This is a genomic window from Selenomonadales bacterium (assembly GCA_018335585.1).
GTDB lineage: Bacteria > Bacillota > UBA994 > UBA994 > UBA994 > UBA994.
Genome location: JAGXRZ010000010.1, coordinates 43,974 through 68,618 on the forward strand (window position 1 = coordinate 43,974; position 24,645 = coordinate 68,618).

Annotated in this window: 31 protein-coding genes; all 31 read left to right on the top strand. The window is 56.6% G+C overall.

The window, feature by feature from the left end:
- Window positions 1-13 precede the first annotated feature (13 nt).
- The 31 genes from KGZ66_01190 to KGZ66_01340 all read left to right on the top strand — a co-directional run bounded on the left by KGZ66_01190 (window position 14) and on the right by KGZ66_01340 (window position 24,634).
- Window positions 14-727, top strand: coding sequence for a 2-oxoglutarate oxidoreductase (locus KGZ66_01190; protein ID MBS3984213.1), 714 nt, complete (start codon window positions 14-16; stop codon window positions 725-727).
- A complete protein-coding gene (locus KGZ66_01195) occupies window positions 724-1,263 on the top strand; it encodes a 2-oxoacid:acceptor oxidoreductase family protein (GenBank protein MBS3984214.1) in 540 nt (179 codons plus the stop codon). The genes KGZ66_01190 and KGZ66_01195 overlap by 4 nt, the downstream gene beginning before the upstream one ends.
- 60 nt (window positions 1,264-1,323) lie before the next feature.
- Window positions 1,324-1,938, top strand: coding sequence for a stage II sporulation protein M (gene spoIIM / locus KGZ66_01200; GenBank protein MBS3984215.1), 615 nt, complete (start codon window positions 1,324-1,326; stop codon window positions 1,936-1,938).
- A gap of 24 nt (window positions 1,939-1,962) precedes the next feature.
- A complete protein-coding gene (locus tag KGZ66_01205) occupies window positions 1,963-3,150 on the top strand; it encodes a D-alanyl-D-alanine carboxypeptidase (GenBank protein MBS3984216.1) in 1,188 nt (395 codons plus the stop codon).
- On the top strand, window positions 3,138-4,193 hold the full coding sequence (locus KGZ66_01210) for a D-alanine--D-alanine ligase (GenBank protein MBS3984217.1): 1,056 nt from the start codon (window positions 3,138-3,140) through the stop codon (window positions 4,191-4,193). The genes KGZ66_01205 and KGZ66_01210 overlap by 13 nt, the downstream gene beginning before the upstream one ends.
- Window positions 4,194-4,224: 31 nt before the next feature.
- Complete coding sequence (locus KGZ66_01215) at window positions 4,225-5,436, top strand: pyridoxal phosphate-dependent aminotransferase (GenBank protein MBS3984218.1); 1,212 nt, start codon at window positions 4,225-4,227, stop codon at window positions 5,434-5,436.
- Between the two features lie 69 nt (window positions 5,437-5,505).
- A complete protein-coding gene (locus KGZ66_01220) occupies window positions 5,506-5,751 on the top strand; it encodes a hypothetical protein (GenBank protein MBS3984219.1) in 246 nt (81 codons plus the stop codon).
- A gap of 92 nt (window positions 5,752-5,843) precedes the next feature.
- Window positions 5,844-6,731, top strand: coding sequence for a site-specific tyrosine recombinase XerD (xerD, locus tag KGZ66_01225; protein ID MBS3984220.1), 888 nt, complete (start codon window positions 5,844-5,846; stop codon window positions 6,729-6,731).
- Between the two features lie 16 nt (window positions 6,732-6,747).
- Window positions 6,748-7,923: a phosphopentomutase gene (locus tag KGZ66_01230; GenBank protein MBS3984221.1), complete on the top strand. Its 1,176-nt coding sequence runs from the start codon at window positions 6,748-6,750 to the stop codon at window positions 7,921-7,923.
- Window positions 7,920-9,206, top strand: a complete 1,287-nt coding sequence (locus KGZ66_01235) for a thymidine phosphorylase (GenBank protein ID MBS3984222.1) — start codon at window positions 7,920-7,922, stop codon at window positions 9,204-9,206. The genes KGZ66_01230 and KGZ66_01235 overlap by 4 nt, the downstream gene beginning before the upstream one ends.
- 214 nt (window positions 9,207-9,420) lie before the next feature.
- Window positions 9,421-10,584 carry a D-alanyl-D-alanine carboxypeptidase gene (locus KGZ66_01240; GenBank protein ID MBS3984223.1) on the top strand — a complete coding sequence of 388 codons (1,164 nt, stop codon included), beginning with the start codon at window positions 9,421-9,423 and terminating at the stop codon, window positions 10,582-10,584.
- Between the two features lie 84 nt (window positions 10,585-10,668).
- On the top strand, window positions 10,669-11,028 hold the full coding sequence (locus KGZ66_01245) for an anti-sigma factor antagonist (GenBank protein MBS3984224.1): 360 nt from the start codon (window positions 10,669-10,671) through the stop codon (window positions 11,026-11,028).
- Window positions 11,025-11,465 (top strand): anti-sigma F factor, encoded by a 441-nt coding sequence (spoIIAB, locus tag KGZ66_01250; protein ID MBS3984225.1) that lies wholly within the window; start codon window positions 11,025-11,027, stop codon window positions 11,463-11,465. Before KGZ66_01245 ends, spoIIAB begins: the two co-directional genes overlap by 4 nt.
- On the top strand, window positions 11,465-12,229 hold the full coding sequence (locus KGZ66_01255) for a SigF/SigG family RNA polymerase sporulation sigma factor (protein MBS3984226.1): 765 nt from the start codon (window positions 11,465-11,467) through the stop codon (window positions 12,227-12,229). The genes spoIIAB and KGZ66_01255 overlap by 1 nt, the downstream gene beginning before the upstream one ends.
- A gap of 61 nt (window positions 12,230-12,290) precedes the next feature.
- Entirely contained in the window at window positions 12,291-12,473 is a 183-nt protein-coding gene (locus KGZ66_01260) for a hypothetical protein (GenBank protein ID MBS3984227.1), read from the top strand.
- Window positions 12,457-12,669 (top strand): dodecin domain-containing protein, encoded by a 213-nt coding sequence (locus KGZ66_01265; GenBank protein MBS3984228.1) that lies wholly within the window; start codon window positions 12,457-12,459, stop codon window positions 12,667-12,669. Before KGZ66_01260 ends, KGZ66_01265 begins: the two co-directional genes overlap by 17 nt.
- A gap of 85 nt (window positions 12,670-12,754) precedes the next feature.
- Window positions 12,755-13,222, top strand: a complete 468-nt coding sequence (gene spoVAC / locus KGZ66_01270; GenBank protein MBS3984229.1) for a stage V sporulation protein AC — start codon at window positions 12,755-12,757, stop codon at window positions 13,220-13,222.
- A gap of 2 nt (window positions 13,223-13,224) precedes the next feature.
- On the top strand, window positions 13,225-14,271 hold the full coding sequence (spoVAD, locus tag KGZ66_01275; protein MBS3984230.1) for a stage V sporulation protein AD: 1,047 nt from the start codon (window positions 13,225-13,227) through the stop codon (window positions 14,269-14,271).
- Between the two features lie 15 nt (window positions 14,272-14,286).
- Entirely contained in the window at window positions 14,287-14,637 is a 351-nt protein-coding gene (spoVAE, locus tag KGZ66_01280) for a stage V sporulation protein AE (protein ID MBS3984231.1), read from the top strand.
- A 75-nt stretch (window positions 14,638-14,712) separates the two neighbouring features.
- On the top strand, window positions 14,713-17,358 hold the full coding sequence (locus tag KGZ66_01285; GenBank protein ID MBS3984232.1) for a CBS domain-containing protein: 2,646 nt from the start codon (window positions 14,713-14,715) through the stop codon (window positions 17,356-17,358).
- Between the two features lie 10 nt (window positions 17,359-17,368).
- Complete coding sequence (locus tag KGZ66_01290; GenBank protein ID MBS3984233.1) at window positions 17,369-18,010, top strand: site-2 protease family protein; 642 nt, start codon at window positions 17,369-17,371, stop codon at window positions 18,008-18,010.
- 47 nt (window positions 18,011-18,057) lie between these two features.
- Entirely contained in the window at window positions 18,058-18,732 is a 675-nt protein-coding gene (locus tag KGZ66_01295; protein ID MBS3984234.1) for a segregation/condensation protein A, read from the top strand.
- Window positions 18,725-19,225: an SMC-Scp complex subunit ScpB gene (scpB, locus tag KGZ66_01300; protein MBS3984235.1), complete on the top strand. Its 501-nt coding sequence runs from the start codon at window positions 18,725-18,727 to the stop codon at window positions 19,223-19,225. The genes KGZ66_01295 and scpB overlap by 8 nt, the downstream gene beginning before the upstream one ends.
- Window positions 19,226-19,280: 55 nt before the next feature.
- Window positions 19,281-19,928, top strand: a complete 648-nt coding sequence (locus KGZ66_01305; GenBank protein ID MBS3984236.1) for a DUF2953 domain-containing protein — start codon at window positions 19,281-19,283, stop codon at window positions 19,926-19,928.
- A complete protein-coding gene (gene ytfJ, locus KGZ66_01310) occupies window positions 19,858-20,247 on the top strand; it encodes a GerW family sporulation protein (GenBank protein MBS3984237.1) in 390 nt (129 codons plus the stop codon). The genes KGZ66_01305 and ytfJ overlap by 71 nt, the downstream gene beginning before the upstream one ends.
- An 83-nt stretch (window positions 20,248-20,330) precedes the next feature.
- On the top strand, window positions 20,331-21,488 hold the full coding sequence (locus KGZ66_01315) for a D-alanyl-D-alanine carboxypeptidase (GenBank protein ID MBS3984238.1): 1,158 nt from the start codon (window positions 20,331-20,333) through the stop codon (window positions 21,486-21,488).
- The gene (locus tag KGZ66_01320) at window positions 21,485-22,069 is read left to right on the top strand and encodes a spore maturation protein (protein MBS3984239.1); all 585 of its coding nucleotides are present in this window, start codon (window positions 21,485-21,487) and stop codon (window positions 22,067-22,069) included. The genes KGZ66_01315 and KGZ66_01320 overlap by 4 nt, the downstream gene beginning before the upstream one ends.
- Window positions 22,057-22,575, top strand: a complete 519-nt coding sequence (locus tag KGZ66_01325; GenBank protein MBS3984240.1) for a spore maturation protein — start codon at window positions 22,057-22,059, stop codon at window positions 22,573-22,575. The genes KGZ66_01320 and KGZ66_01325 overlap by 13 nt, the downstream gene beginning before the upstream one ends.
- A gap of 52 nt (window positions 22,576-22,627) precedes the next feature.
- On the top strand, window positions 22,628-23,086 hold the full coding sequence (locus KGZ66_01330) for a RidA family protein (protein MBS3984241.1): 459 nt from the start codon (window positions 22,628-22,630) through the stop codon (window positions 23,084-23,086).
- A gap of 92 nt (window positions 23,087-23,178) precedes the next feature.
- Window positions 23,179-23,892: a 4-hydroxy-tetrahydrodipicolinate reductase gene (dapB, locus tag KGZ66_01335; GenBank protein MBS3984242.1), complete on the top strand. Its 714-nt coding sequence runs from the start codon at window positions 23,179-23,181 to the stop codon at window positions 23,890-23,892.
- On the top strand, window positions 23,837-24,634 hold the full coding sequence (locus KGZ66_01340; GenBank protein ID MBS3984243.1) for an rRNA pseudouridine synthase: 798 nt from the start codon (window positions 23,837-23,839) through the stop codon (window positions 24,632-24,634). The genes dapB and KGZ66_01340 overlap by 56 nt, the downstream gene beginning before the upstream one ends.
- Window positions 24,635-24,645: the final 11 nt, after the last annotated feature.

Here is a 24,645-nt window from a genome sequence, read left to right on the forward strand (position 1 = left end):
ATCTCTGGTGGATATGCAGAGCCACTACTGTCCGGGCTGTACGCATGGTATTATTCATCGCTTGATTGCCGAGGTTATGGACGAGCTTAAGTTTACCGACCGTGCCATCGGAGTGGCTCCCGTGGGATGTGCCGTGCTCGGCTACATGTATTTTGCCTGCGATATGCAAGAGGCGGCGCATGGCCGTGCCCCCGCCGTGGCTACAGGCATTAAGAGAGTGGTTCCCGACGGCGTGGTCTTTACCTATCAGGGCGACGGCGACCTCGCGTCCATCGGCTGCGCCGAGATTGTCCACGCTGCCGCTCGCGGGGAGAACATCACTACTATTTTTGTCAACAACGGCATCTACGGCATGACGGGGGGCCAGATGGCACCCACGACTTTGCCAGGCGACAAGACCTCAACCTCGCCCTACGGGCGCGATACCAGAAAGCAGGGTTTCCCCATTAAGGTCGCGGAGATGTTGTCCACCCTAGATGGCCCTGCCTACATCGCCCGCGTCAGCGTACACAGTGTGCCAAACATCGTGCGCGCGCGGCGAGCCATTAAGAAGGCGTTTGAGTATCAAATCGCGGGGAAAGGGTTTACCTTAGTCGAGGTGCTCTCTACCTGCCCGACAAACTGGGGCCTGACGCCGCTTGAGGCGTTAGATAAGGTGACGAAAGACATGCTGCCGTACTATCCGTTAGGCGAGTACAAGGACGTCGAGGCAGGTGCGAAAAAATGACTTATGAAGTTGTGATGGCGGGTTTCGGCGGACAGGGCGTAATGCTCATGGGACAGCTCTTGGCGTACGCAGGTATGGTGCATGGCAAACAGGTGTCGTGGATGCCTTCATATGGGCCGGAAATGCGCGGCGGCACCGCGAACTGCACCGTTATTGTCGCGGATGAGGTAGTGGGGTCACCGGTTGTGGCACAGCCTTATGCCGTGGTGGCGCTCAATCGCCCGTCGCTCGACAAGTTTGAAGGCGCAGTGCGACCCGGCGGCGTGCTTATCTACAATGAATCGCTTATCAGTACGCCTCCCACCCGCAGCGATATTACGGTAGTACCAGTGGCGGCTAACCACATTGCCGACGAGCTGGGCAACGTGAAAGTAGCCAATATGGTTGCGCTGGGGGCATTGCTCAAAGTTACCGACCTGGTTCCTATGGACTGCGTGGTCGCGGCGCTTAAAAAAGCGCTGCCGGCACATCGCCAAGACATGGTGGCCGTTAACCTCGCGGCCATCGAGCGCGGACAACAAGCCGCCGAAAGGTAATCTTCGCGTCTCCTTGGCGCATACCATTGTAGTAGTGTCCAAGGAGAGGGAGGGGATCCTGTGATCCCAAGGGCTGTGCTAGATCATTGCCGTGAGCGGTGGCTCGCCTATTGCATTGCCGTCACTGCCTTTGTCGCAGGTTCTGTCGCCGGAGCAGTGGCTGTCAGGGCCATGCCGCCGAAACAGCAACAAGACCTTATGGGGTATCTCGACAAGTACATTGAAGGCATACTAGTAGGAAACATAGAGCCTGCGGCATGGCAGAGCGTGCAGATAGCTAATCTGCAGGCAGTGGCCTTCCTCTGGCTCTCTGGTCTTATAGTGGTAGGAGTGATAGGCATACTTGCCGTTCTCGTTCTGCGCGGTTTCGTCATTGGCTTTAGCGTAGGCTTTTTGGTGGTGGAAATGCAGGCGGAAGGGCTGCTGTTTGCGGCAGCGGCAATTCTCCCGCACAATCTACTGGCGGTGCCGTCATTGATCGTCATTGGAGCTTTGGGCATCGCGTTCTCCCTGCGCATGGCCTTTGGGCAGAAGGCGCGTGGGACAAGGGAGCGGCGTCCGGTTGCTCACTACACAGTAAGCGTTTTGTTTGTCGCGCTGTTTATTGCGGCGGCGGGCCTAATCGAAGCATTCGTTACACCTGTCTTTATTAGGGCTATCGCCGCTTTGCTCTAGGACATTGCCTGGGAAATAGACTTAATGCGACAGGAATCCGCCATATCCGACAACAAGGAGTCGATTATGGGAAGTAGAGCCAAATTCGTTGTGGCGCTCTTGCTGGTGATTTCGGTGATGACAGGCAGTGCAGAAGCCCTGGCCATTAACAGCCCACGGGCCGTACTTGTCACGCCTGAACGAGCAGAAGCCCTCTGGAGCAGAGCGGCCACAGCCCGCCACGCCCCGGCAAGCTTAACTAAGGTGCTGACAACCGTCTTAGCCGTTGAGTCCGGCAGGCTACATGAGCAAGTCGTGATTAGCCCTCGCGCCGCGGCCGTAGGCGGTTCTGCACTGCATGTGCGCGCGGGTGAAAAATACACTCTGCGCGAACTGGTCTATGCCGCCATGCTAATCAGCGCTAATGACGCGTCAGCCGCCATTGCCGAGCACTTAGGTGGTAGCCTCGCCGGGTTTACGGCGATGATGAACACAAGGGCGGCGGAGCTTGGCATGACTAACTCGCGGTTCGCCAATGCGCACGGACTACCTGACCGTGAGCAGTTTTCCACAGCGGGGGATTTAGCTCGCCTGGGGTTGCATGCGGCTACCCTGCCTGAGTTTCTTGCGATTGCAGGACGGGAACGCTTTACGCTAGCTAACGGACGGGTCCTAATAAACCAAAACAGGCTGCTTGGGACCCTCCCGGGAGTAGTAGGAGGTAAGACCGGCTTTACAGATGAAGCAGGGCAATGCCTGCTCCTCATTGCCAAACGCGACAACCTTACCTTAGTTAGTGTGGTCTTGGGTGCCCAGGGCGCAGAAATGTGGTCTGACAGCACGGCCCTCATGGAGCATGGGTTTGCTGGCTTCCTGCGCGAGGTTCTCATTCGCGGCAGACAGACGCTCGGCGTCATAGATATCCCACTGGCGGGGCAAGTGCTCTTAGTGGCAGAGCGCGAGCTAACCCGCACGATTGCCCGTGCCGAACGAGGGGAGTATAATACTGAGCTTAGGGTACTGCCACGCCTGTTCCCACCATTGCGCCCCGGCGCGAAGCTAGGCGAGGTGGTTGTTACGCAGGGAGAGCAAGAGATTGGGCGCGTGAACATTACCGTGCCGACCCATATTCCCCTATTAACTTCCACTCGCGCCTTAGGAATCGCCGGTGCGGTTAGCCTGGGCCTTGCCCTAAAGGTACTGATGCGGAGGCGAAGAAAGTGCAGAAAGTGATAGTCCTCTTTGGTGGTCGCTCTGCCGAACACGAGGTTTCCGTCCGGTCGGCTGCTTCAGTGCTGGCAGCTTTAGACGTCACTCGTTACGTGGCCCTGCCTGTGGGCATCAGTAAGTGCGGGCGCTGGCAAGCCGGGCTAGACCCCCGCTCTATCTTGGCGGCAAACGAAACAGCCGTACCCGAGCCGCATGGCGACGAGTATATGGGCCCTATCGCCCGCATTCTGGCGCAGGCGGACGTCATTTTCCCCGTACTCCATGGGCCTTTTGGGGAGGATGGCAGTATGCAGGGCTTGTTCGAGGTAGTTGACAAGCCTTATGTCGGCTCAGGCGTGACTGCCTCGGCCTTAGGTATGGACAAGGTGTTTCAAAAGACACTGTATCGCTGTGCAGGTCTTCCGGTAGTAGACTTTGTCTGGTGCTCGCGCAAAGTATATACAGGGGAACCGGATGCGTTCCACCTAGAGGTAGAACAAGCAGTAGGCTTCCCGTGCTTTGTCAAACCGGCCAACATGGGCTCGAGCGTTGGCATTAATAAGGCCAACAACCGCGACGAGCTCAGGCAAGCCATCGCGGTAGCCTTGCGTTACGACAATAAAGTAATGGTGGAGCGGGCCGTTAAGGGACGCGAAATTGAGTGCAGCGTGCTGGGGAACGAGGATTTAAGTAGTTCGTTGCCCGGTGAGATAGTGCCAAGCGGGGAGTTTTACGATTACACCGCCAAGTACTTGCAACCATCTACTCTGCATGTGCGGGCGGAGCTTTTGCCCGAGCAAACTCACCGTGTAAGAGAACTGGCGATGCGCGCGCATGAGCTTCTCGGCTGTGCCGGCCTCTCCCGCGTAGACTTTTTCTTACTAGAAGACGGCACCGTCTACGTGAATGAACTCAACACCATGCCCGGCTTTACGAGTATCAGTATGTACCCTAAGATGTGGGAGGCTTCCGGCCTGCCTTACACCGAGCTAATCACCCGCCTCATCGAACTAGCCTTTGCCAGACACCGGGATGGGTGCAGGATTTCCGTCGACTATCGCGAATAGGAGCACATTGAGATTACGTGGGAGGTGCGTTATGAGTTTATCCCTATCGCGGCGCGGGCTTCAGATTCCTGCGTCGCCTATCCGCAAGCTGGTACCGTTCGCGGACGAAGCTAAGAGCCGCGGCACGAAGGTGTACCATTTAAACATCGGACAGCCGGACATCGAAACGCCGGCTGAGATGTGGGACAAGATCAAGAACTACGACGAAAAGGTGTTAGCCTACGGCCCTTCTAACGGTCTCCTGGAGTTTCGCAAGGGGCTCGCGCAGTACTACGCACGCTTCGGTGTTAATGTCTCCCCGGCCGAGATTATCGTGACGACCGGTGGCAGCGAAGCCCTGCTGTTTGCGATGCTCGCTACGTGCGATGCGGGCGACGAAGTCTTAGTGCCTGAGCCCTTCTATGCAAACTACAACGGATTTGCGGTTTATGGCGACATCAAGGTAGTGCCGGTAACAGCACAGGCTGAGGACGGGTTTAGGCTGCCGTGTAAATCGCGCTTTGTCGAGAAGATTACCCCACGCACTAAAGCCATCTTGCTTAGTAACCCCGGCAACCCAACCGGTGTTGTCTATACCCAGGGCGAGCTAGAAGTATTGGCAACACTCGCGCGTGAGCACGACCTCTACATCATTGCCGACGAAGTCTATCGTGAGTTTGTCTACGACGGGGAACGGTATACGAGCATAATGTCTCTGCCCGGCATTGACCAGCATGCCATTATTGCCGACAGCATCAGCAAGCGCTTTAGTGCCTGCGGTGCGCGCATCGGCAATGTCGTGAGCAAGAATAAGCAGCTGATGGACTCGATTATGAAGTTTGCGCAAGCGCGCCTATGCCCGCCGACACTCGAACAAATCGGTGCCGTCGGGGCTCTCAGTGTGCCTGATTCTTATTTCGAAGCAGTTTTGACGGAGTACCAGGAACGCCGCAACATAGTCTATAACGGGATTATGCAAATCGAGGGCGCCGTATGCAAGCCTCCCAAGGGAGCCTTCTATGTCATCGCCAAGTTACCTATCGACGACGGGGATGCTTTCGCGGAGTGGATGCTAAGCAGCTTTTCCTTAGATGGGGCGACTACCATGGTCGCGCCTGCCGCCGGGTTCTATGCCACAGAGGGGTTGGGTCGGGATGAGGTTCGCTTGGCCTACGTCTTAAACACCGACGATTTAAAACACGCCATGCAGATACTTGCCGCGGGTGTAAAGGAGTACAGAGCGAAAGTAATGCGCGTGAACTAAGCCGTTCTAGCCCCCGCCTTGGCGGCATACGCTGTATTAAACAGTGTTGGCGCCAAGGAGGGGAATGGCGTGTGGGTGGTGACGGTTGGTCCCTTCCGGGGGAAGCGGGCGCGTACCGCGAAGATTCTAGGCATGGCCGCGCTCTTGATTTTGCTGACTGCTCTCTTGTGGCAGGCGCTTGATGTAGTGTTGGCACCGACGCCGCCTCCCCACCCGGTTGTGGGTACCGGCGCAGGTGCGGAAGAACCCCTAGTCGAGACGGTGTTTCAGCGCATACTCACACATCTGCGCAACTGGTATACCGACGGCTTTTGACCCCTGTTTAGGGGGTCTTTGTTTATCTAGGGGAAGGAATTGCTCGCTCTGTGTGGAATACTAAGAGAGAGACTATTCTTAAGGGGAACGTTATGGAACAGCATATTGAGGACTACCTAGACTACCTGGGGCTAGAGCGAGGACTAGCCGAGAACACGCTCGAGTCTTACGGCAGGGACCTCCGCCAGTTCTCTCGCTTCGTCAGCACTCACTACGCCAAATCATGGGAGACTCTGGAGCGCGGCCAGATATTGCTCTACCTCGACAGTCTAAAGCGACAGGGGAAGTCTGCTGCTACGGTCTCGCGCAGCTTAGCTTCGATTCGTTCCTTTTTCCGCTTCTTAAACAGGGAGGGGACACTTCCTGCCGACCCGGCGGCCCACTTGGACACGCCTAAAATCGAGAAGCGGTTGCCTCGGGTCTTGAGCACTTCTGAAGTCGAGACGCTCCTTCTCCGACCCACACTCTCCACTCCGTCAGCCCTGCGGGACCGCGCTATGCTTGAAGTCCTTTATGCCACAGGCATTCGCGTTTCCGAACTTGTTTCGCTGCAGGTCGCAGACGTCAACCTGTCCGCAGGTTTCATCAAGTGCACAGGCAAGGGCGGGAAAGAGCGCATGGTGCCGCTAGGGTCTGTGGCCATTAAGGCCGTAGACAGCTACTTGGTCATGGGGCGGCCCCAGTTAATTCGCTCGCGCGAAGTACGGTCCTTATTTGTCAACCATCACGGGCGGCAGATGACGCGGCAAGGGTTTTGGAAGCTCCTTAAGAAGCGAGTCAGAGAGACAGGTATGGAGGCCGATGTGTCGCCGCATACACTCAGGCATTCCTTTGCCACACATTTACTGGAGAACGGTGCTGACTTGAGAGCCGTACAGGAAATGTTAGGGCACGCCGATATAAGTACAACTCAGATCTACACTCACGTTACGCGCACGCGTTTGCGCGAGATTTACGACAAGGCTCACCCGCGGGCCTGAGGCAGGAGGCTACCGGATGCACACGACCGTCGTCTTGATTGTGCTAGATAGTGTAGGCATTGGGGCTCTGCCCGATGCCGACCGCTACGGAGACCTTGGCAGCAGTACGCTGCGAAGCGTACTGGACTACAACCAGTCTCTGACACTACCTAACCTCACCGCGCTTGGTATGGGGTCCATTCTTCCCCATCCCAGGCTTGTTTCATTATGCCCGCCGCTGGGTGCTTTCGGCCGGGGCATGACAGCCTCTCCCGCCAAAGACACCATTACGGGGCACTGGGAGATGGCCGGAATCGTCTTAGAACACCCCTTCCGCACTTTCCCCGACGGGTTTCCGCCTGCCGTCGTACAGGCCCTCGGCGAGCGCACTGGCAGGCAGTTCTTAGGCAACGTGGCTGCTTCCGGCACCGAAATTATCCGCGACTTCGGTCGCGAGCATCAGCTTACCGGAGCGCCCATCTTGTACACGTCGGCGGACAGCGTAATGCAGATTGCCGCGCACGAGGCCGCTTTGCCGCTCGCGGAGCTCTACCACATTTGCCAAGTTGCGCGGGAACTGATGCAAGGCGAGCTCAATGTGGCGCGAATTATTGCGCGGCCCTTTACCGGCGAGTGGCCCTATGTCCGCACGCCTAACCGCCGCGATTTCGCCGTGGCTCCGCCTGGGCAGACTATGCTTGACATTATCGCGAACAGCGGCATGCCGGTCATCGGTATCGGCAAAATTTGCGATATCTACGCGGGGCGCGGTCCCACGCGGTGCTTAAAAACCAAAAGTAACAGCGAGGGCATGGCACTGACAGAGAGTGTCTACCGCGGAGCGCCGGGCGGACTTGTGTTCACCAACTTGGTTGACTATGATCAGCTCTACGGCCACCGCAATGACGCGGTCGGCTACGGACGTGCGCTCAAGGAGTTTGACGACTGGTTAGGCGGGTTTTTGCCCACACTTGGGCCAAGCGACTATCTAATTCTGGCCGCAGACCACGGCTGTGACCCGCTGTATGCCGGGACGGACCATACGCGTGAGTATGTCCCCATCCTCGCTTACTCTAAAGCCATGAAGTCAGGCCGGTGTATCGGCGACCGGACGACGTTAGCAGACATTGGCGCTACCATTCTTGATGTGTTAGGGTTTAGCGAGCGCCTCGCCGGAACTTCGTTTCGCGCGGCAGGGGAGGTTTTGCCGTGAAGATGTACGACATCATCAAGAAGAAACGCGACGGACAGGAACTTAGCGCCGCCGAGATTGCCTATGTGGTAAACGGAGCAGTAAGCGGCGGTGTTCCGGATTATCAGCTGACGGCGCTACTTATGGCCGTCTACTTTAAGGGCATGAGTGAAAGGGAGACGGCAGAGCTCACTACTGCTATTGCCGCGTCGGGTGCACAGATCTCTTTAGGACTGCCAAAAGCCGTGGACAAGCATTCTACCGGCGGCGTCGGCGACACAGCTACTCTAATTGTAGCTCCCGTGGTCGCGGCATGCGGCGTTCCCGTGGCTAAGATGACCGGGCGGGGCCTCGGGCACACCGGGGGCACAGTCGACAAGCTCGAAAGCATCAGCGGCTTTTCCTGTGTCCTCACACCGGAGCAGTTTAAGGCGCAAGTAGCGCGGGTCGGCCTGGCGCTTATATCCCCCTCGGCCGAGTTAGCGCCGGCAGACAAAGTGCTCTATGCCTTGCGCGATGTCACCGCTACGGTGGAAAGCATACCGCTTATTGCCACTTCAATCATGAGCAAGAAAATCGCCGCCGGTGCTACCCACATTGTGCTCGATGTTAAGTACGGGCGCGGCGCCTTCATGCAGGAACGCCTCGCTGCCGAAGCGCTCGCCACCGCCATGGTAGATATTGGTAGGAGGGTAGGGCGACCGACTACGGCCCTCTTGACGAGCATGGATGCGCCGTTAGGCAATGCTATCGGCAATGCCCTAGAGATTAAGGAGGCGCTCGCGGTGCTCGCGGGCAGCGGCGGCTCGCCTGACTTAAAGACGGTAGCGCTGGCGGTAGCGTGCGAGATGGTGCTGCACTATTATCCTGAACTTAGCCACGCTGACGCAGAGCGCAAGGTAGGCGAAGCGCTAGACTCAGGTGCCGCCATGAAGAAATTCGCCGAGGTAGTCGCCGCGCAGGGCGGGGACTTAACGCAGCCGCTCCCTGTCGCGGGCTTCTCGCGCACAGTTACTGCCCAAGCGGCGGGATTCATTACCGCAATTGACCCACTCGCCCTAGGCGGCCTTGCGGTCGACCTCGGTGCAGGGCGCCGCAAAAAGGACGATGTAATCGATTACGGCGCGGGGATAGTTCTACACGTTAGGGTAGGAACTCGCGTAGCCCTCGGTCAACCTTTGTTGACTGCGTACGCAGCGGAGCCTATCTCCTCGGCGACAGCTCACGCTTTGCGTGATGCCATTAGCATCGGGGACAAACATGTCAACCCGCCTGCTCTGATTTTGAAGACGCTAGGGGTGTGAGTCGCTTGTCGCTTGTCCCTTGTCGCTTGGGGAGAGGGCACTCAGCGCGGTTAGGCGTTAGTCTTTAGTCTTTAGGCGTTAGAAGAGCTTTGAGCTGTGAGCGGTGAGCCGCACTTCCTCCGTTCCACTGAGCACGAAGCACGAAGCACGAAGAACGGAATTAAAAGCCCCTCGCTTGGCAAAGCTATGAAAAACATGCCAAGGAGGCTCCCCGATGCGAAGGATGTTTCTGCGCAGTACTGCCGCCGCCATGTGCTTTGTGCTCACGCTTTGCACAGCCGGCTATGCCTCTGTCAGCGTACCCGCACTTGCTTTAGAGCAAGCGCTGCGGGCGCAAGCGGCTTTGCTTATGGACGCCAACACGGGAACCGTGTTGTTGGCGCGTAACGAGCATGCGGCCAGACCGGTTGCCAGCCTGACCAAGCTGATGACGATGTTACTCGTTTTTGAGGCCGAGACCGCCGGCCGCATTAAATGGGAAGATAGAGTCACAGTCAGCGCACACGCCGCCGGTTTTGGCGGTTCGCAGATTTGGCTGGAAGCAGGGGAGACACTAACTCTCGAGGAGCTGTTTCTCTCGGTCGCCATCGAGTCGGCTAACGACAGCGCGGTGGCTTTGGCGGAGTTTGTGGCGGGCAGTGAAGAGAGCTTTGTCGCCCTGATGAATGAGCGCGCCGGAGAGCTTGGCATGGCCAATACTCGCTTTACCAGTGCCACCGGCTTAGACATTGGTACGCCTCACTCCAGCGCCATGGACATGGCGCTCCTGTCACGGGAAGTTCTGCGTCACCCACGCGTGCACGAGTTTGTAACCATCAGAACGCATACGCTTGAACGTGCCCGCACTAGGACGATACTGACAAATACTAACCGCGAGCTTTTGGCGACTTACCTAGGCTACGATGGCTTAAAGACGGGCTGGACAAGGTTGGCCGGGCATAATTTGGCTTCGACCGCCAAGCGCGGTGAGTTGCGCTTAATAGCGGTAGTGCTTGGTGCCGCCTCTGCGGCGGAGCGGCGGAGCGACATTGTGAGACTCCTGGATTTTGGCTTCGCCAATTTCGAAGGGCGCCGAGTAGTCAGGCAGGGTGATAGCGTCGGTGCAGTGCCTGTAGTGAAGGGCTCACGCCAAGTAGTTGAGGCGGTCGCGGCAAATGACTTCCATTTGCTGCTCGCCAAGGGGCACCGCGCTCCAATCGAGACCAGAACCGAGCTGCTCCGCACCGTCGCTCCGGTCACGGCGGGGCAAACAGTAGGGCGCTTATGGGCCACGACCGAGGGGCAGGAACCAGCCTACGTCTTGCTGGTAGCCGGAGCGCCGGTGGGGCGAGCCTCGTGGTGGTTAAACTTTCGGCGCCTGTGGGAGTCCTTACACTGAGCCTCCGCACGGAGGCTTTTGTTCTTTCCTTAGCAGGATTTTGCTGCCATAGGGAGAATAATAGCAGCGTGGGGGGATGAAAGTATGGGTTTTAGCACTCGCTATCGCGGCAATATTCTCGTAGTGTCACTCAGCGGCGAACTTGACCATCATACAGCTGACGAACTGCGCACAGCCTTGGAAAAAGAACTTGATAAGGACATCGCACGCCACATGTTACTCGATCTCTCGCAGCTAGCTTTTATGGATAGCTCCGGTGTAGGCGTGCTACTGGGTCGCTATCGCCGCATTCACGCCCAAGGCGGGAAAATGGCGGCCTACGCACTGCACCCGAACCTAGAACGCCTGTATGAGTTAGCCGCTCTGTCTCGCGTCATTCCGGTCTTTGCCCGAGAAGAGCTCGCGGTCAATGAGCTCAAGAAAGACGAGGTACCGGGGCGATGAATGACTGGTTTCTGCTAAGAATTCCCGCTGTATCGCAAAATGAGAGCTTTGCGCGCTCGGTGGTCGCCCTCTTTGCCTTGCAGGCAGGGGATTGGTCGGTAACGGAGCTAAACGAAATTAAGACAGCTGTCTCCGAGGCTATAACCAACTCCATTATTCACGCCTACGACGGCAACGCGGCGAGCGGTGAAATCGTAGTACAGGGGAAAGTGACGCCCGGCGCTCTGGAAGTGACGGTCACCGATTTCGGGCAGGGTATCGGGGATATTGCCCTCGCCAGAGAGCCTTTGTTTACTACCAAGCCGCATGAAGAACGCAGCGGGCTAGGGTTCACCGTGATGGAGAGCTTTATGGACGAACTGACCGTTAGTTCCGTACCTCTCCAAGGGACTACCATTAGAATGGTCAAGTATCTTCGCGCTACGACGGTTCAGTAATGGAGGGGGTCAACGCTAGGCAGTTAGCTCGCGCGCGAGTCCTTAGCGAAGTGGAGACGGAGGCCTTACTTCTCTGCCTGCGAGCAGGCGACACTGCGGCACGCGAGCAGCTCTTTGTGGGCCACGCCCGCCTCGTGTACTCAATCGTGGCGAGGTTTCTTAACTCCGGGCATGACCCGGAGGACCTGTTTCAAATCGGGAGCATCGGGCTGCTAAAGGCTATCGATAAATTCGACTTATCCTACGGCGTTAAGTTTTCGACCTACGCCGTCCCGCTTATTATCGGGGAGATTCGGCGCTTTCTGCGCGATGACGGACTCATTAAAGTGTCGCGGTCGCTGAAGGAAACAGCCTCTAAGCTCAGGCACGCACAAGAGAGCTTGCGACGGGACTTAGGCCGTGAGCCTACGCTGAAAGAGGTCGCACAACTGCTTGACATCAGCGAAGACCTCGCCCTTAGCGCCCTAGAATCCATGCGCGCTCCCTCTTCGCTAGAGGAATTAGTGCACCAAGATGAGGGACAGCCCATCTACCTAGTAGACCGCATTAAGCAGCCTGAAACCGAAGAGGACGGCCGTGTTCTGCGACTTGCACTGCGCCAGTTACTCTCATCACTGCCTAAGCGTGAACAGCATATTCTTGCCGCGCGGTATTTTCAACAGAAAACGCAGGCGGAAGTAGCGACTGAGCTAGGCATCAGTCAAGTACAGGTTTCACGCTTGGAAAAAGCCATATTGCAGAGACTGCGGCAGTTCTTGCTTTAGTGAATCAAACTTCTGGCAGCTGTCGATACTAGGCTTAGACCAAAGGAGGAGGGCGAACGAGATGCGCTCTGTGCGCAGACTAGGAGTATACGCCGCAGTCTTAGCTCTGATCGGAACAGCTCTGCTGTCTTGGCTCTACTTTGCCTATTGGTCGCGAGACGAGCAGCCTCAGGGCGCAACGCTAGTATACTTAGTCACGTCGCCGTCACCGCAAAAGGAGGTGCAGCATGGCGCAAATCGTTAAGGTTTTGGAGCTGGTCGGTGAATCACCCGCAAGTTGGCAGGATGCTGTCGAGAGCGCTGTACAAGAGGCCGCGCGCACGGTTGACCACATCACCGGTGTAGAAGTATACAACCTCACGGGAAATGTGGAAAATGGGCAAATAGTGGAGTACAAAGCCAACGTCAAGGTTGCTTTCCTCGTAGAGCACCACCGCTAATGATAGTGAGAGCCTCCTTGGGGGCTCTCATTGCTTCGTATGAATGCTGTAACAGAAGCCCACACTAAGTGCGGAGGTGGGATGGGTGGCCAAGAAAACGAAGGCAGAGCAGAGGAAGCAGTTCGAGCAAAAAGCGTACAACCAAATGGTGACTAAGAAGCGAGCCAAAATACCGATTGCGCGCAACGTAATCGTCGCCTTCCTGGTCGGCGGCTTTATCTCGGTGATCGGCCAGGTGCTGATGATGCTGTTTGTGCGGCTTGGCTTTCCGGAAGAAAAAGCGGGAGACCCGACTGTGGCCACGCTTATCCTTATCGCCAGTATTTTGACCGGGCTGGGCATCTGGGATATCCTGGGACAGTTTGCGGGTGCCGGTGCCGGTGTTCCCGTTACCGGATTTGCCAACGCCATGGTCTCGTCGGCGCTTGAGTTTAAGCGCGAGGGACTGGTGCTCGGTGTAGGAGCGCGCATGTTCCAGCTTGCCGGGCCGGTTATAGTCTACGGCGCGGTTACGGCTTTTCTGGTCGGCGTAGTTCACGCCGTCTTAATGTAGTCATGCCGGCGAGGAAAAAGGTCGGTCTCCAGACGGTGGCTTTTAGTCGCCCGGTGGCTGTCGTCAGCAGTGCCTCCGCCGTAGGTCCACTTGAGGGAGAAGGGCCGCTTAGCGGCAGTTTCGACATAGTCTATCCGGACATGCTAAACGGGGAAGCCAGCTGGGAGAAAACCGAGCGTACGATGATGAAAGAGGCAGTTGAGTGCGCGCTTGGCAAGGCGAATCTCACCTGTGAGAATATGGACTATATGCTGGCGGGGGACTTACTCAACCAGTGCATTTCCGCCAATTTCGCGGCCAGAGACCTAGGTATTCCTCTGCTAGGCCTCTACGGAGCCTGTTCCACGATGGCGGAGAGTGCAGGCCTCGCCGCGATGCTAATTGACGGGGGCTATGCCTTGCACGCCGTGGCCGCAGTTTCAAGTCACTACGGGACCAGCGAACGTCAGTACCGCTTTCCGACAGAATACGGGGGGCAGCGTCCTCCTTACAGTCAGTACACTGTCACCGGTGCGGGAGCTTTGGTGCTTGGGCACGGACAGCACTTTCAAGGGCAGTTGGCTCGGATTACGCACTTTACCGCAGGCAAAGTAACTGACCTCGGCAGGAGGGACCCCTTCGACATGGGGTCTGCTATGGCACCTGCTGCCGCAGACACTATCTTGCGGCATTTCTCAGACCTCTCGCTGGCTCCCGACCATTATGACCTCGTTCTCACCGGAGACCTTGCGCTTGTCGGACACAGTCTAACGGAGGAGCTCTTGCGTCAACAGGGGCTCGTCCTGAAAGAGCGCATGCAAGACTGCGGCCTGCTGGTGTTTGACAGAACACGGCAGCCCGTATTCTCGGGAGGCTCGGGCTGCGGCTGCAGCGCAGTCGTTCTGTGCGGACACATTATGGATATGTTTAAGCAAGCCAAACTCAAACGGCTCTTACTGGTTGGCACCGGCGCACTGCTCAGCCCCACAACCTTTCAGCAAGGTGATTCCATACCCTGCATTGCCCATGCCGTGGCCTTCGAGCTTAGCGACGACCGCTTGCTGGAGTAAGGAGAGATGGACATAATGATCTTCGTGAAGGCTTTTGTAGTGGGCGGGCTTATCTGCGTAATCGGACAACTGCTTATGGACCTTACGCCGCTTACGCCTGCCCATGTCCTCACGCTGTTAGTTATAAGCGGGGGAGTGCTCTCCGGCCTTGGGCTCTACGGTCCGTTGGTTGACTGGGCAGGCGCAGGTGCCAAGGTCCCCATTACTAGCTTTGGCCATCAGCTCGTGCAGGGCACACTCGCTGAACTTGCCGAGAGCGGCCCGATGGGGGTGCTAAGCGGCATCTTTAACCTAGCGAGCTCAGGTATAACCGCGGCCATCGTCTTCGGCTTTTTTGTGGCTGTGCTATTTAACCCTAAGGGATAGGCGTTAACCTTCCCATCAACTGCAACGGCCCTGAATGTGCTATAATAGCCAAAACGGGCCGTTGGAGGTGCTTGGGTGGAGGTTATCGTCTGTCACACCAACGCAGATTTTGATGCCTTAGGTTCTTTAGTTGCTGCCAAGCTCCTTAGGCCAAGGGCCATGGCCTGTTTCCCGGGCCACATAAACAAGAAAGTTAAAGAGCTATACTCGCTGTATAAGGATAGCCTTAACTTAACACTCCTAGAGCATATTAATGTGCAGGAAGTAACCCATCTCATAGTTGTCGATACACAGAGTGCCGACCGCATCGGCAAGCTAAAACCCTTGTTCTTGCGTTCGGATGTGAAGTTAACGATTATTGACCACCATCCAAAGCAAGCGCTGTTGCCGGAGTGGGCCACGGTGCGAATTGAGGCAGTCGGAGCCACTACTACGCTGTTGGTGGAAGAGATAAGAGCGAGAAAGATGAGCCTCACGCCAAGCATCGCTACGGTGTTAGCTACGGCCATTTACTCGGATACCGCTTGCCTTACTGCCGGCTATACCACCGCCCGTGATGCAGAAGCGGTGGCTTTTCTCTTGGCAGAGAAGGCTAACCTCGAAGTCGTGGCCTCCTATACGCGGAGTCCTTTGTCCGACGGGCAGCGTTCTCTGTTTGAGGAGCTCTTGGCATCGTCGCGGGATATTGCGGTAAAGGACGCAAAAATAAAGCTGACGACATGCGAGGTCAACGAATACGTAGACGGGCTGGCGGTGCTGACCGGCAAGTTGGCAGAGATAGACGATTGTGATGCGTGTATTGCCGTAGTGAATATGGACGGCCGGGTGCATGTAGTGGGTCGGAGCAAAAGCAACCGCATCGACATGCACAAGCTCATGCAGCGCTTCGGGGGCAGCGGCCATGCGCAGGCGGCCTCTGCCACGCTTAAGGATGCCTCCCGCGCCGAGCTAGCCCAAATCGAGCAATATCTCGAGGAGATTGTGGAACCGCCACTGCGTGTGCGCGACATAATGAGCTCGCCGGTGAGGAGCGTCACCCCCGATACAACGATGGCCGAGGCGGGGCAGCTTATGCTGCGCTGTGGACACAGCGGGCTACCGGTAACTGAGGGCGGGCGGTTAGTGGGCATTATCTCGCGCCGCGACCTCGACAAAGCCAACCACCACGGCTTAGAAAACGCGCCGGTGAAGGGCTTTATGTCCTCACAAGTTGTCGTTGTGTCTGCTAACGCGTCGTTAGAAGAAGTGCAGCGCATGCTCATCACCAAGGATATCGGCCGCCTTCCCGTAGTGGATGAAAACGGGGGAGTCATAGGGATTGTGACTCGTACTGATGTCTTGCGCACGCTGCACGGGAAAAGCTATCCGCATTGGTATCAGGCGAACTACCGGTCACGCCCCGACCAAGAAACGCTAGGGGACGAAAACGCTACAGCGGCCTTAGAAGCACACATCGGCAGAAGGACGATGGGCTTGCTCCTCCTTATCGGGCAAGAAGCCGACCGGCAGAGCGCGCGCGCCTATCTGGTTGGCGGCTTGGTGCGAGATATTTTTATTGGGCATGAGAATGCGGATGTTGACGTCGTAGTGGAACCTCTAGCCATTCCTTTGGCGCAGCGCATTGCGAAGCTCCTTGGCGCTAGTTGCGTAGAGTATCCTAAGTTTGGTACGGCCACGGTGACGCTGCCGCATGGCGAAACCATTGACTTTGTGACGGCGCGTACTGAGTTTTACGCGATGCCTGCTGCTCTCCCCGATGTAGAGAACGCGAGTATTCGCCAAGACTTGTATCGCCGGGACTTTACGATTAACACCTTGGCAGTGGTGCTAAACCAAGGTCAATTTGGCCGGCTGCTCGATTTCTTTGGTGGGCGGGACGACCTCACGCAAGGGCTCGTCCGCGTTCTATACAACCTCAGTTTTGTAGAGGACCCCACCCGCATCATCCGCGCCATTCGCTTTGAACAGCGGTATGGCTTCCGCATTGAGGAACAGACAGAGCGCTTCCTACGGAATGCGTTAGAGAACGGGGTGCTAGAAAAAGTTTCGCGGGAGAAATTGCGGGATGAGCTACAGCTTATGTTAAGCGAACCTGCGGCTGCACGCTCCATCCTGCGCATGGATGAGCTCGGTGTTTGGCCGCACATACTGCCAAACTTCCTGCTTAGCGACAACCAGATTAAGACTATGCGGCGTATCGCACAAACCATGCGCGACTTTGGGCTGGAGAACGAAGGCAAGCCAAGCCTAATCTTTGACCAGTTTGCCGTGTTCACGGCAGTGATTCTCATGTATAAGCCATTCTCCGACTGGCCGCCGCTTATTGAGTCCCTAAAGTTACCGCGCAAGGCGCGCGATGTCTGTCTCGAGGTGGCATTGCATATGGAGGCCGTATCGGCAGCCTTCCACGCAAGCAAGGCCTCGCTGCCGGATATTTGGCTGATGATGGAAGAGCTTTCTGTCGAAGCACAACTTATTATCGCCTCACTGCTTGGCCAGGAGATTTTCCGGGAGCTGCGCGCACTGCATGCTAAGGTTACAGAACGTCCCATGGTCAGCGGACAAGACTTAATACAGCGCGGCGTAACGCCGGGCCCGCTCATGGGACGCATCCTAGCGGAGCTCAAGAAGGCTCGCCTAGCTGGGCTGATACCGACGCAAGAAGCGGAGCTTCTGTTGCTTGACGCTCTGTTGGAGCGAGGTCTAAAGGGAGGAAACTAATTTGAACATCCTGTCATTGCTACCCGAAAACCTTATCTTTCTGCTGCCGTCTCTCTTGCTGGCAATAACTGTGCACGAGTTCGCCCATGCCTGGGTGTCGCATCGCTTAGGCGACCCCACGCCAAGATACAACGAGCGAATCACGCTTAACCCACTTGCCCATATCGACCCCCTCGGCATGATTACGCTACTTCTCTTTGGCTTCGGATGGGGTAAGGCCGTGGAGATAGACCCTAGCTACTATCGCAATCAGCGGCAGGGAGTGATGCTGGTGTCGGTAGCCGGCCCGGTATCTAACATTCTAATGGCATTTTTCTTGATGCTTGGTTTTGTCCTGCTACTCACTCTAAATCCGCTGCTGCAAGGCTCCTTCGTCATGGAGCTGCTCAGCACTGCGTTTTCAATTAACATTGTGCTAGCTGTCTTTAACATGCTGCCTGTCCCTCCACTCGATGGCTCAAAAGTCCTGGCTAGCCTTTTGCCGCGCAAGTACAGCTATCACTTTCAAAGTATGGCGCAGCAGTGGGGCTTCTTTATTCTCATCGCTCTCATGGCTACCGGCCTAATCGGGAGCATACTAAGGCCGATTACTAACGCCCTGCTCTACGGCATGTTACAGGCAATTCTTGTTCTGGTAGGTCTCATAGTGTGAGTGTGCTGCGAGTCTCATGTTCTGCATATACAGGTACTTTAGCGTTATTGTCAAACCTGGTGCTAACCGGTAGCGTAGATGTCTATACACTGCGCCTTGCTCAAGTAGCGGAACAGGTGGTTGCGGCGATACTTGACCTGGATTCTCCGCTCAGCCCGGATGAGGCGGGTGCGGAGTTGGTTTTGTGCGCCGGGCTCTTGCGTTACAAGTCAAGGTGCATGTTGCCCGCTAAAGAGGAAGACGAACAAGCGGCCACGCTAGATGAGCCCTTAGAGGCGGACTCGCTCTCTAGTGCCTGGTTTGCCTGCCAACATGTAAAGGCTGCGGCCGATGCGCTAGAAGACTTAGCGCTCCAAGCTGAACATCTGTATGTGCGTGGCATGGCAGAACCAGAGGTGAGTGACCCACCTGTCTTACAGACATCTCTAATGTCACTGGTTGTGGCACTACAGCACATGCTTGAGCAAGCCCAAGCCTTGACGATGGAGATTCCGCGCGAGGAGTATACTGTGACAGAGGCCATCCTGTACTTGCAGGAGATGTTTAACAGCCAAGCGCGCCTCCGGGTCAGCGACCTCTTTCGGCCCGGAAGCAGTAGACTCCAGATAATCGTCGTGTTCCTCGGCTTACTGGAGTTAATCAAGCTAGGACGAGTAGAATTGATGGACAGCGAGTGCGGAGAACTGCTCCTGTGCTCGCAGGAGGAGGGCCGCGTTGCTTGACAGATTAGGGTTGCTTGAGGCAGTGCTCTTTGCTGCCGCGGAACCCGTAAGTGATGCAAAGCTTTGTGACATCTTAGGCGTCAGTCAGAGTGATTTGGAACGGCTGTTGGCGGACTATCAAGAGCTCCTTCTAAAGCCGCTACGCGGGATAATGCTCCGGGCAGTTGCGGGAGGGTGGCAGTTAGTGACCAAGCCCGAGGCCAGAGAATCGGTAAGTCAGTTGGCAGGTCAAAAGCGTTATCGGCTGTCCAAGCCGGCACTTGAGGTTTTGGCGATTGTGGCCTATCGGCAGCCCATAACGCGCCTCGAGATAGAAGAGCTGCGGGGCGTCAAGTGTGAGCGGTCTCTGCTTACCCTAATCGAAAGAAACCTAATCTGCGAAGTAGGCCGCAAAGAGGCCATTGGGCGACCCATTCTCTACGGCACTACAGATACATTTCTTGAGCAGTTTAACCTTTATTCTCTCAAAGATTTGCCTCCGACTCGGCCCTAGTGTAGGCGCTCTGTAGAGTGGGTATGCTACAGAAAACCTAGGGAGAGGATTGTGCTTGCTCCTGTTTTTTCTTCTGCTGGTTATTCTGGTAGCAATAATGGCCGTTATCCTCTGTGCTCGTGCTGAACTGGAGTTGACCTACCAGAGGCGGGCCAAGTCCGACACCTTAACCCTGAGTCTAGTTGCCCCCCTAGGGTTAGTCCTCTACAGAAAAGAAACGCCTGTACTAGACGTCAAACGGGGCGGTTGGCGTGTCGAACTAGAGCCTACATTTATGGAGACATACCGCCTGCTTACTGCCCAATACGGACCGGTGCTGCGGTTCCTGCTTGACCGCGCCGAAGTGCGTTCCCTAACGTGGCAGACTACAATCGGTGTGGGTGATGCGGCGCTTACCGCTCTCCTAGGCGGCGTGACGTGGGCAGTTAAGGGCACGCTGCTAGCCCTTTTGCAGTCACGAACGCGTGCTAGCTCCGAAGACGTGGCCATAGCTGTGTCTCCAAGCTACAGTGGCAAGGAGTTTAAGACTTTCCTGCAGTGCATACTCTCCCTGCGCGTTGCGCACATTATGTATGCGCAATGTCTACTGCTGTGGAGACGGCGAAAGCACAGGAAAGGAGCGATGAGTGAGCTTGGAGAATCATCCTATTCAGGGACTAATGAAAACCGCCATGGAGAGCATCAAAGACATGGTGGACGTTAACACCATTGTGGGTGACCCGGTAGAAACTCCTGACGGCAGCGTGATCATGCCCATTTCGCGTGTGACCTTCGGCTTCGCGGCGGGGGGTAGCGAATTTGAGGCCGTCAGGAGTCATGCCGACGGAACAAATCCTTTCGGCGGAGGTTCAGGCGCGGGTGTAACCGTGCAACCGGTGGGGTTCTTGGTTGTGGGTGCCGGTAACATTAGGCTGTTGCCGGTCGACACAAACACCGTAGTTGACCGCATTATTGACGTCGCGCCGCAGCTTCTGCAGCAGATTCAATCTATGATCCAACACCCGCAGAATACTATCACCTAGCGTAAGAACGCGCGCTCGGGCTTAACAGTGCTAGTGCTACCTCCCCTACCATATAATCGATATGGAGGGGAGGTTCTGCTGCTGTGCGCATTGTAGCAAAGCTCGCGGTCGTCGCCATGTTTGTCGCGCTTCTGGCTGTGCCGAAGTCCTCTGCCAGCCCTCGAGCCGTCCCCATGCAAGCTGTTGCGGCTGTCCTCATGGATGTCGGTAGCGGTGAAGTTTTGCAGAGCAGAAACATGCACGAGCGGCAGCCTATTGCTAGCTTAACTAAGATTATGACGGCAATATTGGCTGCCGAGAGCGGCAAGCTTGACGCAGTTGTCGTTGTCCCCCCGTGCGCGGTTTTGGTTTCGCCGCGCAACATTTGGCTCTCTCCCGGCGAGAACATCACCCTAAGAAACTTAGTCTATGGGCTTCTGTTGCGTTCTGGCAACGATGCGGCGGTAGCTATCGCCTATTATCTTGCCGGTGGCGTTCCTGCCTTCGCCGCAAAAATGAATGAGCGAGCCAAGGAGTTAGGCGCAGTAAACTCGAACTTTGTCAATCCACATGGACTACCTCACGACGATCATTTTTCCACGGCCTACGACGTTGGGCTAATCACGCGCGCGCTACTTGGCAATGCGTTTTTGCGTCAGGTAGTCAGCACGGCGCGCTACCGCGTTCCTTGGGCAGGACGCACGTACGACCGGATTTGGCATAACACTAACCGCCTGCTGCAGCTTATGCCCGGTGCAGATGGCGTAAAGACAGGTTGGACTAGAGCTGCCGGCAGGTGCTTGGCTGCCTCTGCGACGCGGCAGGGGTGGCAGTTATTGGCTATCGTGCTAAACTCGCCAGACCGCTACGGAGAGACGCGTGCCCTCCTGGAATGGGGGTTCGCAAACTATCAGCGTGTAGTTGTCGTGGAGCGCGGTCTGTACTTAGGTTCCGTACGCGTAATTCGGGGAGACCCACCTAGCGTTGGCGCGGTAGCCGCGCGGGAATTAGCGTGGGTCGCTCCGCAAGGACGCTCTCTGGCTGTCGCTACGTCGGTTCTACTACCTGATTATGTTCGGCCGCCGGTATTACCGGGAAGCGTTATAGGCACGCTCTGCGTATCGATTGAAAAGCGCGAGGTAGCCAGAGTGCCGCTCCTGGCTGACCAGGGAGCGGTACACACATCTTGGTGGTGGCGGCTGCGCCACTTAGCACAGCAGTATGTCCGTTTCCTAGATTACCCGCTACGGTGGTCAACATGATGAATGCCGTATGGGCGTTCCTTATGCTTGCGGCGATTCTTTATGCATTGGCCACCGGCGGGGAGGCCGAACTTCTTACGCGGACATTGCTGCAAAGTGGCGAGGCCGCCATTGCCTTGACGCTTGGACTGACGGGAGTTATCGCCTTTTGGTCGGGGCTGGCTCGTATAGCCGAACGAGCCGGACTGGTAACAGGGCTAGGAACAATGCTGCGGCCGTTGTTTGTGCTCCTGTTCCCTTCCTTGCGCGGTCATAGCCACGTCCTGACCGCAGTCACGCTCAACGTGTGTGCCACTTTTCTTGGGCTTGGCAATGCCGCGACACCTTTGGGGCTCCGAGCCATGACCTTGCTGCAGGAAATTAACCCGGATAAGGAGCGGGCCAGCGACGCCATGTGCACTCTGCTGGCACTCAACACAACCGGCCTCGCGCTGTTCCCGGCTACTGTAGTGGGTCTGCGGTTAGCTGCCGGCAGCGCCTACCCTACGGCAGTTGTAGACAGCGCTATATTGGCGGGACTGGCGGCTACCGTGGTTGGTTTGGCCTGTGACAGGCTGCTTAGGAGGAGGTGGCGCAACTGATAGTGCTACTCGTATGCGTAACGATTATCTTGGCGGGGTTGCTCAGGCGGGTGGCGGTATTTGACGAGTTTGTAGAAGGAGCAAAGAGTGGGGCGCTAGTGGGTCTTAGGCTCTTTCCCTATATTTTGGCGATGCTGATGGCGGTTAACCTCATCGGTGCCTCAGGCTTATTGGAGACCCTGGTAGCGCGATTTGGCGGGTGGGTGGAGCTCGTGGGCATACCGCGGGAAATCGCTCCGCTCGCGCTTTTGCGACCACTCACCGGCAGCGGTTCTCTCGCGCTGACCGGCGAAATTCTCAGGGTGCATGGACCAGACTCCTTTCTCGGCCTCTTGGCTTCCACCGTGCAGGGAAGTACAGATACGACGCTCTACGTCGTGACAGTGTACTTTGGTGCGGTAGGGATTAAGCGGATTAGGCATACTCTGTTTACCGGCCTGTTAGCCGACCTGGCAGGACTTGTCGCAGCGATAATCGTCTGCCGACTCCTTTTCGGCGCGGGTTGATTTCCATAGGAGAATGTGGCAAGATGTTGCTGATAGTAAGGAGGGATGTCTAATGTCTATTGAAGCGAAACTAGCCGAACTAGGCATATCTATTCCGCAGGCTGCGAAACCGGTGGCGGCATACGTACCGGCGGTGCGCACGGGGAACTTGGTTTTCATCTCGGGGCAGTTGCCCCTAGTCAACGGCGAACTGCAGTGCCAAGGATTACTCGGGCGAGATGTCGATGTGGCGCAGGCGGCCGCAGCAGCGCGTCTGTGCGCCATTAACGGGTTGGCAGCTCTTAAGACCGTGGAACCGGATTTGAACCGAGTTAAGCGAATTGTCAAAGTCACAGGCTTCGTCAGTTGCACGCCTGAGTTTACGGCACAACCGAAGGTGGTGAACGGCGCCTCGGAGCTACTACAAGCCATTTTTGGCGAGCGGGGGACCCACGCACGCTCCTCAGTGGGGATGGCTAGCCTGCCGCTTGGCGCGGCCGTAGAGGTAGAAATGATTGTGGAAGTGGAGTAGAAAAGAGCCCCCCACGCGGGGGCTTTTGTGTGAAGGCGCCGCACGCTTGGACAAACTAGACGTAAGTGCTCTGCGAAGGACGGTGTAATCTCGTGATTAGAGTCGCGATAGTGGGTGTGGGCGGGCGCATGGGGTCGCTAATAGCAGGACTTATCGCCGAGGCCAAAGACATGGCTTTAACAGCCGCCTCGGAGCATGCGGCGCACCCGCTCCTAGGGAAGAGGCTGAGCGCGGCGAGCGACGTAGTGGTGTGCACGACCGATGAGCTCTTAACACGCGAGGCAGATGTACTTGTCGACTTCACACGGCCCGAAGTGTGCATGCGGTCGATGGCCATAGCCAAAGAGGCGCGCATGGCGGTAGTTTGTGGCACAACAGGCTTAGACGGAGCACAAGTCGAGGTAGTGCGAGATACGGCGCGTCACGTACCTGTGCTCTTTTCCCCCAACATGTCTGTAGGCATTCACGCTTTCTATCGCGCCTTAGAGGGCCTAGCACGCGAGCTAGGCGGAGCCTATGACGCCGCCGTTGTCGAGCTACACCATAAACATAAGTTAGACGCCCCCAGCGGGACAGCCAAACGTATGTTGGAGTTGTTGACACAGGACACGCCGTGCCACAGCTTGCGCATCGGCGAAATTGTAGGCGAACATCAAGTGCATTTTGCGGGGCAGGGAGAGAGAATCGTTCTTACGCATCACGCTCTGTCGCGTGAGACTTTTGCCCACGGTGCCCTGCGCGCTATTCGCTTTGTGCACCGGAAGGCTCCCGGTCTGTACACGATGTTCGACTGCTTGGCGGAGTAAGTCACCGGTGCGTCTGCAAAAGTTCCTTGCGGAGGCCGGTGTCGCCTCACGGCGCGCGGCGGAAACATTGATTACTCAGGGCAGAGTACAAGTAAACGGCATGACCGTTACGACCTTAGGCACTAAGGTCGGAGAGAACGACCAAGTAAGTGTAGACGGACAGGCTGTAAAGTGTCGCGAGCAGTTGACCTACTTGATGCTCCATAAGCCGGCAGGGTACATCACGACAGTAGGGGATACACATTCCCGGCCCACAGTGATGGACCTTCTGCCCGGAATTAGTGTGCGCGTGTATCCGGTAGGAAGGCTTGACCAAGCGACGGAAGGGCTCTTGCTCTTAACTAACGATGGAGAACTAACCCGCTGTCTCCTTCACCCTTCTCACGCTGTGCCAAAGACTTATATGGTTGAGGTGTTGGGGGTGCCATCTTCTGCCTCTCTCGCTGAACTAGCGCGGGGCATATGGCTCGAGGATGGGTGGACGGCCCCGGCAGAGGTTGGGGCAACGACGCGCACTGTAGCAGGCATGCGGTTTCAACTTACGATTTATGAGGGGAAGAACCGCCAGATTAGGCGCATGTGCAGTCATATCGGGCATAAAGTCATTTACCTCAAACGCCTCTCCCTTGGTCCTCTCGTCTTAGGGAACTTAGAGAGAGGGGCCTATCGCCATCTCACGGGGGAAGAAGTAGCCGCGCTCTATCGCGCGGCAGGGAGGAATAACTCCCGTGGTGACGAATAATGTAGGAGCCG

What these genes read in the sequence shown, in the direction of transcription:
- KGZ66_01190 (MBS3984213.1), top strand. Translation starts at nt 14, where the DNA reads ATGCAGAGCCACTACTGTCCGGGCTGTACGCATGGTATTATTCATCGC.
- KGZ66_01195 (MBS3984214.1), top strand. Translation starts at nt 724, where the DNA reads ATGACTTATGAAGTTGTGATGGCGGGTTTCGGCGGACAGGGCGTAATG.
- KGZ66_01205 (MBS3984216.1), top strand. Translation starts at nt 1,963, where the DNA reads ATGCGACAGGAATCCGCCATATCCGACAACAAGGAGTCGATTATGGGA.
- KGZ66_01215 (MBS3984218.1), top strand. Translation starts at nt 4,225, where the DNA reads ATGAGTTTATCCCTATCGCGGCGCGGGCTTCAGATTCCTGCGTCGCCT.
- xerD (MBS3984220.1), top strand. Translation starts at nt 5,844, where the DNA reads ATGGAACAGCATATTGAGGACTACCTAGACTACCTGGGGCTAGAGCGA.
- KGZ66_01230 (MBS3984221.1), top strand. Translation starts at nt 6,748, where the DNA reads ATGCACACGACCGTCGTCTTGATTGTGCTAGATAGTGTAGGCATTGGG.
- KGZ66_01240 (MBS3984223.1), top strand. Translation starts at nt 9,421, where the DNA reads ATGCGAAGGATGTTTCTGCGCAGTACTGCCGCCGCCATGTGCTTTGTG.
- KGZ66_01245 (MBS3984224.1), top strand. Translation starts at nt 10,669, where the DNA reads ATGGGTTTTAGCACTCGCTATCGCGGCAATATTCTCGTAGTGTCACTC.
- spoIIAB (MBS3984225.1), top strand. Translation starts at nt 11,025, where the DNA reads ATGAATGACTGGTTTCTGCTAAGAATTCCCGCTGTATCGCAAAATGAG.
- KGZ66_01255 (MBS3984226.1), top strand. Translation starts at nt 11,465, where the DNA reads ATGGAGGGGGTCAACGCTAGGCAGTTAGCTCGCGCGCGAGTCCTTAGC.
- KGZ66_01260 (MBS3984227.1), top strand. Translation starts at nt 12,291, where the DNA reads ATGCGCTCTGTGCGCAGACTAGGAGTATACGCCGCAGTCTTAGCTCTG.
- KGZ66_01265 (MBS3984228.1), top strand. Translation starts at nt 12,457, where the DNA reads ATGGCGCAAATCGTTAAGGTTTTGGAGCTGGTCGGTGAATCACCCGCA.
- spoVAD (MBS3984230.1), top strand. Translation starts at nt 13,225, where the DNA reads ATGCCGGCGAGGAAAAAGGTCGGTCTCCAGACGGTGGCTTTTAGTCGC.
- spoVAE (MBS3984231.1), top strand. Translation starts at nt 14,287, where the DNA reads ATGATCTTCGTGAAGGCTTTTGTAGTGGGCGGGCTTATCTGCGTAATC.
- KGZ66_01320 (MBS3984239.1), top strand. Translation starts at nt 21,485, where the DNA reads ATGATGAATGCCGTATGGGCGTTCCTTATGCTTGCGGCGATTCTTTAT.
- KGZ66_01330 (MBS3984241.1), top strand. Translation starts at nt 22,628, where the DNA reads ATGTCTATTGAAGCGAAACTAGCCGAACTAGGCATATCTATTCCGCAG.